Origin of the sequence: Streptomyces sp. NPDC002490 (assembly GCF_040296045.1) — a bacterium.
Taxonomy (GTDB): Bacteria; Actinomycetota; Actinomycetes; order Streptomycetales; family Streptomycetaceae; genus Streptomyces.
In genome coordinates this window covers 51,906-62,562 of record NZ_JBEOWM010000039.1, presented here as the reverse complement: position 1 = coordinate 62,562, position 10,657 = coordinate 51,906, and the positions used below count along the sequence as shown (strand labels likewise).

The following is a 10,657-nucleotide window of genomic DNA, read 5'->3' as shown; positions in this document are numbered from 1 at the left end:
CCGTCCCGCACCGGGTGCACGTGCTGGAAGCCGGCCGTGTCCCGGCGGACGGCGAGGAGGTGCAGTTCCTTCTCGTGCTCGGCCACGAACGAGGGCGACCCTCAGGAGTGGGGGGTGGGCTGGTAGGCCAGGAGGACCCAGGAGTCGCCCTCCCTGCCCCAGACGGCCAGTGCGCTGTTGTTCAGCACGCGCGGCACCCCGTCGACCCGTACCTCGCACCGCATGTCGCCGGCGACGAAGGCGCAGTCCCCGTGCACGACGATGCGGTGCTCCGGGTGGCTGACGGGTCCGTAGCGGAAGAACCCCTCGGTCACCTTGCGCAGATAGCTGTCCTTCGTGTCGCGCGAGGCGTCGGAGTGGGTGTAGACGAGGTCCGCGGAGAAGAGTCGGTCGAGTGCCACGACGTCGCCGGCGGTCATCGCCGCGTAGCGCTCTTCCTCCAGCGCACGGATCTGGTTGACGGTGTTCTCTGTGGTCACGGGTTTGCCCCTCCCGGGTCGACGAGGAATCCACGGCAAGAAGTGTTGTTGGCCGATCCCGAGCAGGACGAGCCTAATGATTTTGCTCTTTGGTGAACGGTGTGGCTCCGGCACGGGCGTCCAGCCGGTGCCCGACCGGCGCGGTGTCAGAGCCGGACGACGAGCCGCCCGACGACATCGCCTTCGGACAGTCGACGGATGAAGGTGCCCACGTCGTCGAGCGTGCCGGTGCCGGCGATGATCGGATTGATGTCGCCCCGCTCCACGGCGGCGAGCGCGTCGCGCGAGTCGGAGAGGCTGCCGCCCCGCGAGCCGACCACGTTGATCTCGCCCAGCGCCAAGGTCGTGGAATCGAGGCCGAAGTCGTGACCCGGCTTGTAGCCGCAGCACACGAGCGTGCCCCCGGGCCGCAGCCAGGCGGCTGCGGTCGCGAATCCCTGCGGGCTGCCCGACGCCTCCAGGGCGAGGTCGACACCGTCACCGCTCCACTCCTTCAGCGGATCGGTGTCCGAGGGGTCGACGGCCAACTCCGCGCCCTGGGCCCCGGCGAGTCGACGGCTGTGCGCGGAGACGTCGACCACGGCCACGCGAGCGCCTGCGGCGCGGGCGATCTGACACGCGTGCAGTCCGAGCCCGCCCGCGCCGACGACGAGGACCTTCTGGCCCGGCTCCATCCGTCCCCGGACGTGGAGCGCCCGCCAGGGAGAGGTCACGGCGTCCATCGCGACGGCGGCCTCGGCGAAATCGAGGCCGTCGCCGAACGGGAGCAGGTCCTGCGGGCGCATCACGAGGTAGTCGGCGAGACCGCCGTCCCGCTCGAAGCCGATCCTCGGGGCGGTCGGGCACAGCGTGGTCTCGCCGCGCAGGCACCAGGGGCACTGCCCGCAGGGCTGGAAGATGTAGGCGGCGGCGCGTTGGCCGTCCGCGAACCCGTGTCCGTCTCCGACGATCTCCCCGGCCACCTCGTGCCCCTGGACCAGGGGGAGCCGGACACCAGGCAGGGCGCCGCTGTTGACCTTGACGTCCGACCCGCAGACGCCGACCGCGCGGACGCGCAGCAGCACTTCTCCCTCGCCTGGTGTCGGGTCCGGGACGTCGGTGATCCGTGGTGGCTGTCCGAAGGCGTGCGTGATCGCGGCTCTCATGCGGGCTGCTCCAAGTCTCGTGGGTCGCGGCGTACCGGGCCGCGGGGCGGAAGGCCGGTGGCGGGCGGGTGCGGATCAGTCGACGTAGACGGTGCCGGGAACCCACGAGCCGCCGGTCCTGGCGTCGCCGATGGCGGGGTCCGACGCGGCACTCCTGATCAGGTGGTCGCGTGTCGCTGCCGCGAGTTCGCGCACCCGGGAGAGGTCGACGCCGACGAGCGAGCCGTGTCGTTTGACGACCTTCCCGGCCACGAGCACGGTGTCGACCAACCCGACGTGTGCCGAGTAGACGAGTGCGCCGACGGGGTTGTTCATCGGGGTCATGGCCAGCGTGTCGGTCCTCACGAGGACGACGTCGGCCTCCTTGCCCGGGGTGAGGCTGCCGGTGCGATGGCCGAGTCGGGTGGCCCGAGCGCCCTCGATCGTCGCGAACTCCAGGACGTCCCGGCAGGTCAGCTTCACGCGGTCCTGCTCGCCGGCGTGCTCCTCCGCCGCGTTGTCCAGCGCGCGCTGGGTGCTGATGGTGGTCTTCATCGCGCCGAACATGCTGCCGCCGTTGGACGTGCAGACGTCGATGGACAGGCTCGGTCGGATGCCCGCCTCCACCAGCCGCCCGGTCGCGGGCCAGCCGTGCCCCATCTGGGTCTCGACGTCCGCGCTGACCGAAGCGCTGCACCCGGCGTCGGCCATCATCCGCAGCTCGTCGTCACCGAGGGAGTTGCAGTGGACCATGGTGACGTCCGGGGCGAGCATGCCGTTGTCGCGCATCCACGCCACGGGCCGGCTCTTGCCCCACTCGCCGTCGCCGGCGTGCACGGTCACCGGAACGCCGGCCTCCCGCACCAGCTCCCAGTCGGTGAGCGTCACCTCGCGGGTGGCGAACTGCGGCCCGCGGGCGGCGAACGCGAGCGTCAGCAACTGGTCGGTGCTGCTGAACCACTCCTCCTGGAGCCGAAGGATGTCCCGGTCGTGCGGGACCTGACTCGGCACCTGCCACATCCTCGCCCCGCCGGCGTGACCGAAGACGGCCCGTCCGCCCGCGTCGCGCAGCGCCGTCACCGCGGCGTCGGCGTGCTCGGGGGTGTCGATGTTGTGGCACCAGTCCAGCAGCGTGGTGACACCGGAATCGAGGGCCTCCAGCGCCCCCAGCAGGTTGCCGGCGTAGGTGTCCTGCGGCCGGAAGTACTTGCTCAATCCGAAGTGGATGCCGGCGAGGTACTGGCCCAGCGTCCAGTCCGAGCCGATGTTGCGCAGCGGCGCCTGCCAGGTGTGTCGATGGGTGTCCACGAAGCCCGGCATCACGATCATCGACGTCGCGTCGATGACCTCGGCATCGACCTCGCCGAGGTCTTCGGCGACGGCGACGATCTTCCCGTCCTCGATCAGGACGTCTCCGCGGTCGAGGTCCGGCACCGCCGGGTCGACGGTGACCACGGTCCCGCCCCTGATGACGGTTCGGTTCTGCGTCGACATGAGCGCGCCCTTTCGCTCGTGTGCTGACCGGTCATGGCCTGCCCCCCGGCACCTGACCACATCAAGAACTAATGATTATGTTTAATTGCCGAGAATGCCCTTGCGGGGCAAGCGCGTCAAGAGGTTCGGGTCGATGAGGCCCGGGGACGGTTCGCCGGCCCCGCCCGGCGGGAACCCGACCCCGGCCCCGTTGCGGGACGCAGCACGGGCGAGGCGGTGCGCGGGCACGCGGCGACGGGCCCGCCCCCGGCGGTCGGTCCCGGCCGTCCGCCCCCACGGCGATTCCTGCGGCGCCGGCCTGTCGTCGTGGGGGACGGGAGCCGTTAGGTTGGGACCGCCATGTGGGATCCCGTGAGAGATGAGAGGGTCTGACGGGTGAGCGAGACACCGCCGAACACCCTGCAATACCGCGTCGACGGGCCGGAGGAGGCACCGGTCCTGGTGCTGGGGCCGTCCCTGGGCACCACCTGGCACATGTGGGACCGGCAGGTGCCGGAACTCTCCGGCCAACTCCGGGTGCTCCGGTTCGACCTGCCCGGACACGGCGGCGCCCCCGCCAGACCCGCCCCCTCGGTCGGCGAGCTGTCCGACCGGCTGCTGGCCCTGCTGGACGACCTGGGGGTACAGCGCTTCGGCTACGCGGGCTGCGCGTACGCCGGCGCCATAGGGATCGACCTCGCCCTGCGCCACCCCCACCGGGTGGCCTCGCTGGCCCTGATCGCCTCGTCCCCCAGGTTCGGCACCGCGGACGAGTTCCGCCAACGCGGGGTGGTCGTGCGCACCAACGGGCTCGACCCGATCGCCCGGTCCTCCCCCGAACGCTGGTTCACCCCCGGCTTCGCCGCCGCCCAGCCGGCCATCACCGAGTGGGCCGTGCAGATGGTCCGCACCACCGACCCCGGCTGCTACATCGCTGCCTGCGAGGCGCTCGCCAACTTCGACGCGCGCGGTGCGCTCGGCCGGATCGGGGTGCCCACCCTGGTCCTGGTCGGCTCCGAGGACAAGGTCACCGGGCCGGCCGAGGCCCGCACCCTGGTCGCGGGGATCCCCGACGCCCGCCTCGCGGTCGTCCCCGGCGCCTCGCACCTGGCCCCCGTGGAACAGCCCGCAGCCGTCACCGACCTGCTCGTGCGGCACTTCGCCACGCCGTGGGGCGGCTCGGTCGACTCCACCGGCCAGCACCGGCTGGTCCCGCCGGGCGCCGCCCCGGCCGTGATCCCCCCGCCGGCCACCGCCCCGGTCGCCGCCATAGCACCGGCCGCACAGCAGTCCGGCGGCTTCCGCCCCGGGGACCGCTACGACGTCGGCCTCAAGGTCCGCCGCGAAGTGCTGGGGGACGCCCACGTGGACCGGGTGCTCGCCGATGCCGACGAGTTCGCCGAGGACTTCCAGCGGTTCGTCACCCGCTACTCCTGGGGCGAGGTGTGGGACCGGCCGGGCCTGGACCGCCGGATGCGCAGCACCATCGCGCTCACCGCACTGGTGGCCGGGGGGCACACCGAGGAGATCGCCACCCACACCCGGGCCGCGCTCCGCAACGGGCTCACCCCGCGGGAGATCAAGGAGGTGCTCCTCCAGACCGCGGTCTACTGCGGGGTCCCCGCGGCCAACCGGGCCTTCCGGGTGGCCCAGCGGATCATCCAGGAGGAGACCACCCCCCAGTGACGCCGCGGTGGTGCCGGGCCCCGTCCGGCGCCACCGGCGCACGCACCGCCGCCCACGACGGGCGCCGACCACCAGGACGGAAACCATGCGACTGACCAAGCAGACCCACTCCTGCGTCCGCCTGGAGCGGGACGGCCAGGTCCTGGTCATCGACCCGGGCGGGTTCACCGAGGCGGACGCCGTGGCCGGGGCCACCACGATCCTGGTCACCCACGAGCACCCCGACCACTTCAGCGAGGAGCACCTCCGCGCGGCCCTGGACGCGAACCCGGCGGCCACCGTGTGGACGCTCCGCTCGGTGGCCGAGCGGTTGGCCGCCGCCCACCCGGGCCGCATCCGTACGGTGGGCCACGGCGACGCCTTCACGGCGGCCGGCTTCGACGTCGAGGTGCACGGCGAGTGGCACGCGGTCATCCACCCGGACATCCCCCGGGTCACCAACGTCGGGTTCCTCGTCGAGGGCGCCGGGAGCGGCGGGGGAGCGCTGTTCCACCCCGGGGACGCCCTGACCGTCCCGAACCGGCCGGTGGACACGCTGCTGCTGCCGGTGCAGGCCCCCTGGAACAAGATCTCCGAGGTCATCGACTACGTGCGGGAGGTGGCCCCGCGGCGCGCGTACGACATCCACGACGCCTTGCTCACCGAACGGGCGCGCCCCATCTACGACCGCCAGATCGGCGCCCTCGGTGGCACCGAGCACCTGCGCCTCGCCCCGGGCGAGACGATCGCGCGGTAGCCGTGCCCGGGGCCGACCGGGCGGGCGCTGTCAGAGCCGCCCGGTAGGTTGGACGGCATGCGCATCGCCACCTGGAACGTGAACTCGATCACCGCACGGACCCCCCGGCTGCTGGCCTGGCTGGAGAGCACCGGCACGGACGTGCTGTGCCTCCAGGAGGCCAAGACCACCGAGGCCCAGTTCCCCGCCGAGCAGTTGCGGGAGCTGGGGTACGAGGCCGCGGTCCACGCCACCGGCCGGTGGAACGGGGTCGCGGTGATCTCCCGCGTCGGGCTGGCGGACGTGGTCAAGGGCCTGCCGGGCGACCCGGGGTACGAGGGGGTCCAGGAGCCCCGGGCGATCGCCGCGACCTGCGGACCGGTCCGGGTCTGGTCGGTGTACGTGCCCAACGGCCGGGAGGTCGACCACGCGCACTACGCGTACAAGATCCGGTGGTTCGAGGCGCTGAAGGCGGCCGTCGCGGGGGACGCCGAGGGCAGCCGTCCGTTCGCCGTGCTCGGCGACTACAACGTCGCCCCGACCGACGAGGACGTGTGGGACGTCGCGGCCTTCGACGGAGCCACCCACGTCACCCCCGCGGAGCGCGCCGCGCTGGCCGCCCTGCGCGGCACGGGACTCTCCGACGTGGTGCCGCGCCCCCTCAAGTACGACCACCCCTACACCTACTGGGACTACCGGCAACTCGCCTTCCCGAAGAACCGGGGCATGCGCATCGACCTGGTCTACGGGAACGAGCCCTTCGCCAAGGCCGTCTCCGACGCCTATGTGGACCGGGAGGAGCGCAAGGGCAAGGGCGCCTCCGACCACGCCCCGGTCGTCGTGGACCTGGACGTCTGAGCCCGCGGGCACGGGCTCAGGGTCCGAGGGCCCGCAGGTCCACGGCGTCGGTGAGGGCCACCAGCCCCGCGTCGCCCGGGTGCAGGTGGTCGCCGCTGTCGTAGCGGGGCAGCAGCCGCTCGGGCCGCTCCGGGTCCCGGAGCACCCGGTCGGCGTCGAGCACCGCGTCGACGTGCCCGGGCCGGGCGCGCAGCGCCGCGTTGACGCTCTGCCGCCGGGCGTCGACCTCGGGCGTGCACCGCTTCTCCCCGCCGCACGGCGCCAGTGTGGCGACCACCGTGCGCAGCCCGTGCGCCCGGGCCCGTTCGGTCACCCGCCGCAGGCCGTCGAGGACCTCCTCGGCCGTGGCCCCCCACCGCAGGTCGTTGACGCCCTGGAAGACGAGGAGGGCACGGGGCGAGGTCTGGGCGAGCACGTCCCGGTCCAGCCGGTTGAGCACGCTGACGCCGGAGGACTCCGCCGACTCCCCGTCCCCGGGGTACCGGTCGGTGAGGATCCGGTTGGCGGAGATCGCCTGGTTGAGCACCCCGTACCGGGGCGTGCGGTGCTGTCGGTGCAGCCGGGCGGCCAACAGGTCGGTCCAGCGGCGGTCGGTGTCCCGGGTCCGGGAGGAGGCGTCGGTGATCGAGTCGCCGACCACGACCAACGAGCCCTCGCCCCCGGCCACGTCGACGCCGGTCAACAGCGGCCAGGACCGCAGGGTCGTCGGGTAGGCGCCGCCGCCGGTCTCCCGGGTCCGGTCCCCGGGCCCGCCGAGGTAGGAGGTGTGGGCCGCCTCCCGGTGCAGCGGGAGCGCACGCACGGTGCCGGGCAGGTGGAAGCTGACCAGGAGGTCGTCCCCGGCCGGCACGGCGAGGTCGACCGGGTCGCTGACGGCCCGGGCCCCGGCCGGCACCTCGGTCCCGGTGCGCCCGCCGAAGGCGACCGGCACCGGGCGGCCCAGGGCTTGTGCGCCGGCCCGCCGCCGCGCCACCGAGACGGCCCCGATCCGCACCGGTTCGCGGGCGAAGGCGTTCTCGAACCGCAGCCGCACCCGGGGGCCGCCGGCGGTGGTCCGGGTCACCAGCCGTAGGGTGCGGTCGGTCCACGGACCCACCCGGGCGTAGGTGCCGGGCGCGGCGGACCAGGTGCCGGTCCAGCCGGTGGCGTCGGGCCGTACCGACAGCGCGAAGACGTGCAGGTCGGCGCCGGCCGGATCGCGGGGGAGGGTCACCGAGGAGATCGGTCGTCCGGTGCGCAGCGGCACGCTGACCGCGTACAGCAGGGCCCGTTCGGCGACCCGGCCCGAGGGCTTGTTGAGGTGGGGCAGGGCCACCGCCTTGGCGCCGAGCGGGCCCCGTCGCCAGTCGGGTGCCGTCAACTCGAACGAGGCGTGCCCGCCGTCGCGGTAGTGCACGGTGCCGGTCCCGGTGGCGTCACCGCGGGTGCCCGCGACGAGCAGCACGAGGGCTTCGCCGCGACCCTCGACCCGCACGGACTGTCCGTTCGCCCGGACGTTGTCGTCACCGCTCGGGGTGGGGCGCGGCCAGGTGAGCTCGGCCCCGTCGAGGGCGACGGTCCGGCCCGGCGTCCAGCCGGCCGCGGCGAGGGCGCCGGCGGAGAGCGAGGCGCCGGAGCCGTCGAAGTCGGCGTACTGGGGGTGCGCGTCCTCGCTGACGCCCCGGTTGTCGAAGTGTCGGGCGAGGGGGAGCGGGGTGCCGTCCGCGGGCGTGCCCGGCGCCCCGGGCAGGGGTGCGGCGCCGGCTCGGGGAGGCACCGTACCGGCCGTCGCGGGGGTCATCGCCGCGGCGAGGGCGAGCAGCCCCGCCCCGGCCCGGGCGGCGAGGTGCCGGAGGCCGCCCGTCGTCCGCGGCATGGTCACTCCCTGGAGGACGGTGGGGCTGGCGAGATGGATGTTGCACGTGGTTCCGCAGACGCTAGGCAGCCCGCCCCGGCCCGTCAACGTGCGACGCGCCATCACCCGGTGCGCACGGCCCGGGCGGGCCCGCGCGCCTGGGGTGCGGCGGCTCGCACCGGTGCCAGGCTGCGGGCATGAGGATTCCCTTCCTGCGCGCCTGGCGCGGACGTTCCCCCGACCGATCGGAGTCCGATGTCGCGACCGCGTTCGAGGACGACCCCGACGGGGTGATCGAACTGTTCGGGGAGTGCGACCTGTTGCGGGCCCGGGCGGCCGATACCGGCCTGGAACTGGACGGTTCGGCCGCCTCCCTGGGCGGGCTCGACCAACTCCCGCCCCGCTGGCGCGACGACCCCGAAACGCTGCCCGGGCTCGGCAGCGACGCCGGCCTCTACCTCGGTACGGTCATCGTGCGGACCGTGCCCGGGGCGTCCTGGCGGGTCGGCCCGGACGGGGCGCCACGGGTGCGGCTCGCCTCCGGCCGGGAGATCGGCGTGGTGGCCGTGGGGACCGAGTGGGCCGCGAGCGGGGCGCCCGGACTCTCCCAGGTGTACGCGGAGGCCGCGGAAGGGTGAGGCGGCGGTGCGGGCCCGCCCGTGGTGCGTTGCCGGGCCCGGCCGCAAATACGGTTAATCCCTCACCGTGCGTGTCGTCTGTTAAGTCCCATATTGTCGTGGATAGTTTGCGCGAACCGAGACGCCGACAGTGGGCAGGGCAGGGCATGGCCGTCGATCCCTTGATCGAACTGCGTGATGTGAACAAGTACTACGGGACCTTGCACGTCCTCCAGGACGTCAACCTCACCGTCGGCAAGGGGGAGGTGGTCGTCGTCATCGGCCCGTCGGGCTCCGGCAAGTCCACCCTGTGCAGGACCGTCAACCGCCTGGAGACCATCCAGTCCGGGACGATCTTCCTGGACGGCCGACCGCTGCCCGAGGAGGGCAAGGCCCTGGCCCGGCTGCGGGCCGAAGTCGGCATGGTCTTCCAGTCGTTCAACCTGTTCGCCCACAAGACCGTCCTCCAGAACGTCTCCCTCGCCCAGATCAAGGTCCGTCGCCGGGAGAAGGGCCGGGCCGCGGCCCGCTCCCGCGAACTCCTCGACCGGGTCGGCCTCGCCGACCAGGCCGACAAGTTCCCCGCCCAACTCTCCGGCGGACAACAACAGCGCGTCGCCATCGCCCGCGCCCTCGCCATGGATCCCAAGGCCCTGCTGTTCGACGAGCCGACCTCGGCCCTCGATCCGGAGATGATCAACGAGGTGCTGGAGGTCATGCGCCAACTCGCGCACGACGGCATGACGATGGTCGTCGTCACCCACGAGATGGGCTTCGCCCGCTCCGCGGCCAACCGGGTCGTCTTCATGGCCGACGGCCGCATCGTCGAGGACCGTACCCCCGAGGAGTTCTTCACCCACCCGGAGAGCGAACGGGCCAAGGACTTCCTCTCCAAGATCCTCAAGCACTGAAGGGGGGACCCGATGCGCCGCACCCCGCCCGGGCCTCCCCGTCCCGCCCTCCGCAAGGCCGCCGCCCTCCTGCTGGCCGCGCTCGCCCTCCTCGGTTCCGCCTGCGGAAAGGAGGGCAGCCCGCCGGCGAAGGGGCCCGCCCCCGGCGCGCTCCCGCACTACGCGGTCGCCACGGACTTCCGCCTCCCCGACTCGCCCACCTGGGAACGCGCCAAGCGCCGCGGCCACTTCACGGTGGGGGTCAAGGAGGACCAGCCCTACCTCGGCGAGAAGGACCCGGCGACCGGCGCCTACGCCGGCTTCGACATCGAGATCGCCCGCATGATGTCCGCCTCCCTGGGCCTGGACCCCGCGACGATCCGCTTCCGCACCATCGCCTCCGCCAACCGCGAGACCGCCCTCCAGAACGGTCAGATCGACTACTACGTCGGCACCTACACCATCAACGACAACCGGAAGAAGCTCGTCGGCTTCGCCGGCCCCTACTACCTCGCCGGCCAAGGGCTCCTCGTCCGCACCGACGAGAACGACATCCACGGCCCCCAGGACCTCGCCGGCAAACGGGTCTGCTCCGCCGCCGGCTCCACCCCCTACCAGCGCATCCAGAAGGACTACCCGAAGGCCACGCTCGTCGCCTACGACACCTACTCGGTGTGCGTGGACAACCTCCTGACGTACCAGGTCGACGCCGTCACCACCGACGACGCCATCCTCATCGGATACGCGGCCAAGGTCCCCGAGGAGCTGAAGGTGGTCGGCAAGACCTTCTCCCGGGAGCCGTACGGCATCGGCGTCCCCCGCGGCGACAACGCGCTGCGCTTCGCCCTCGACGACGCGCTCGCCGCCCGCGAGGAGGACGGCGACTGGAAGGCGGCGTACCAGGCGACCCTCGGCCTGTCCGGCGTCCCCGCCCCGGAGCCGCCCGCCATCGACCGCTACCCGGCGAGCTGAACGAGGCCC

At 73.1% G+C, this 10,657-nt stretch carries 10 protein-coding genes; 6 read left to right on the top strand and 4 right to left on the bottom strand.

Annotated elements, in window-relative coordinates; genetic code table 11:
* Nucleotides 1-101: 101 nt before the first annotated feature.
* The 3 genes from ABT092_RS23160 to ABT092_RS23150 form a co-directional block, all read right to left on the bottom strand.
* Entirely contained in the window at nt 102-479 is a 378-nt protein-coding gene (locus tag ABT092_RS23160; RefSeq protein ID WP_351246851.1) for a nuclear transport factor 2 family protein, read from the bottom strand.
* 146 nt (nt 480-625) lie between these two features.
* Entirely contained in the window at nt 626-1,624 is a 999-nt protein-coding gene (locus tag ABT092_RS23155; protein WP_351246849.1) for an alcohol dehydrogenase catalytic domain-containing protein, read from the bottom strand.
* Nucleotides 1,625-1,699: 75 nt separating this feature from the next.
* Nucleotides 1,700-3,097, bottom strand: a complete 1,398-nt coding sequence (locus ABT092_RS23150; protein WP_351246847.1) for an amidohydrolase family protein — start codon at nt 3,095-3,097, stop codon at nt 1,700-1,702.
* 375 nt (nt 3,098-3,472) lie between these two features.
* On the opposite strand from ABT092_RS23150, the gene pcaDC reads away from it, so the two are divergent.
* The 3 genes from pcaDC to ABT092_RS23135 all read left to right on the top strand — a co-directional run bounded on the left by pcaDC (nt 3,473) and on the right by ABT092_RS23135 (nt 6,335).
* Nucleotides 3,473-4,762 (top strand): bifunctional 3-oxoadipate enol-lactonase/4-carboxymuconolactone decarboxylase PcaDC, encoded by a 1,290-nt coding sequence (gene pcaDC, locus ABT092_RS23145; RefSeq protein ID WP_351246845.1) that lies wholly within the window; start codon nt 3,473-3,475, stop codon nt 4,760-4,762.
* A gap of 85 nt (nt 4,763-4,847) precedes the next feature.
* Nucleotides 4,848-5,498 (top strand): MBL fold metallo-hydrolase, encoded by a 651-nt coding sequence (locus tag ABT092_RS23140; RefSeq protein WP_351246843.1) that lies wholly within the window; start codon nt 4,848-4,850, stop codon nt 5,496-5,498.
* A gap of 57 nt (nt 5,499-5,555) precedes the next feature.
* Nucleotides 5,556-6,335: an exodeoxyribonuclease III gene (locus ABT092_RS23135; protein WP_351246841.1), complete on the top strand. Its 780-nt coding sequence runs from the start codon at nt 5,556-5,558 to the stop codon at nt 6,333-6,335.
* A gap of 16 nt (nt 6,336-6,351) precedes the next feature.
* Here ABT092_RS23135 and ABT092_RS23130 read toward each other — a convergent pair whose 3' ends face one another.
* The gene (locus ABT092_RS23130) at nt 6,352-8,190 is read right to left on the bottom strand and encodes a GDSL-type esterase/lipase family protein (protein ID WP_351246839.1); all 1,839 of its coding nucleotides are present in this window, start codon (nt 8,188-8,190) and stop codon (nt 6,352-6,354) included.
* Between the two features lie 176 nt (nt 8,191-8,366).
* On the opposite strand from ABT092_RS23130, the gene ABT092_RS23125 reads away from it, so the two are divergent.
* From ABT092_RS23125 to ABT092_RS23115, 3 genes are all read left to right on the top strand, one after another.
* Nucleotides 8,367-8,807: a DUF6278 family protein gene (locus ABT092_RS23125; RefSeq protein WP_351246837.1), complete on the top strand. Its 441-nt coding sequence runs from the start codon at nt 8,367-8,369 to the stop codon at nt 8,805-8,807.
* 146 nt (nt 8,808-8,953) lie between these two features.
* Nucleotides 8,954-9,697 (top strand): amino acid ABC transporter ATP-binding protein, encoded by a 744-nt coding sequence (locus tag ABT092_RS23120; RefSeq protein WP_351246834.1) that lies wholly within the window; start codon nt 8,954-8,956, stop codon nt 9,695-9,697.
* A 12-nt stretch (nt 9,698-9,709) separates the two neighbouring features.
* Nucleotides 9,710-10,648 carry a glutamate ABC transporter substrate-binding protein gene (locus ABT092_RS23115; protein ID WP_351246832.1) on the top strand — a complete coding sequence of 313 codons (939 nt, stop codon included), beginning with the start codon at nt 9,710-9,712 and terminating at the stop codon, nt 10,646-10,648.
* Nucleotides 10,649-10,657 lie beyond the last annotated feature (9 nt).

Coding starts and splice junctions, on each gene's coding strand:
- ABT092_RS23135 (WP_351246841.1), top strand. CDS start 5,556: ATGCGCATCGCCACCTGGAACGTGAACTCGATCACCGCACGGACCCCC.
- ABT092_RS23125 (WP_351246837.1), top strand. CDS start 8,367: ATGAGGATTCCCTTCCTGCGCGCCTGGCGCGGACGTTCCCCCGACCGA.
- ABT092_RS23120 (WP_351246834.1), top strand. CDS start 8,954: ATGGCCGTCGATCCCTTGATCGAACTGCGTGATGTGAACAAGTACTAC.
- ABT092_RS23130 (WP_351246839.1), bottom strand. CDS start 8,190: ATGCCGCGGACGACGGGCGGCCTCCGGCACCTCGCCGCCCGGGCCGGG.
- ABT092_RS23155 (WP_351246849.1), bottom strand. CDS start 1,624: ATGAGAGCCGCGATCACGCACGCCTTCGGACAGCCACCACGGATCACC.
- ABT092_RS23115 (WP_351246832.1), top strand. CDS start 9,710: ATGCGCCGCACCCCGCCCGGGCCTCCCCGTCCCGCCCTCCGCAAGGCC.
- ABT092_RS23150 (WP_351246847.1), bottom strand. CDS start 3,097: ATGTCGACGCAGAACCGAACCGTCATCAGGGGCGGGACCGTGGTCACC.
- ABT092_RS23140 (WP_351246843.1), top strand. CDS start 4,848: ATGCGACTGACCAAGCAGACCCACTCCTGCGTCCGCCTGGAGCGGGAC.